Annotated in this window: 1 protein-coding gene; it reads right to left on the reverse strand. The window is 70.2% G+C overall.

The window, feature by feature from the left end; all coding sequences use genetic code 11:
* A partial coding sequence (locus ACWXWW_RS18130) for a tyrosine-type recombinase/integrase (RefSeq protein WP_455971416.1) occupies positions 1–262 on the reverse strand: 262 nt, incomplete at both ends.

The following is a 262-nucleotide window of genomic DNA, read 5'->3' on the forward strand; positions in this document are numbered from 1 at the left end:
GTTCCTGGACCCCGCGGATGTCGGCCCCGGCGTCGAGCAGGTGGGTGGCGAAGCTGTGCCGCAGCGTGTGCGGGCTGGTCCGCGGGTCGAGCCCGGCGATCTTGAGGTATTTTTCGAGAAGCCGGCCGACGCTCCGGCTCGACAGCCGGCCGGCCGATTTGTTCAGGAAAACCGCGCCCCCGTCCCGCTTCCAGCGGGCCAACATCGCCTTCCGGTCGGCCAGCCACTTCGCCACCGACTCCTTCGCCGCCTCGCCCAGTAG

It is taken from the genome of Microbacterium sp. KNMS, from assembly GCF_053851835.1.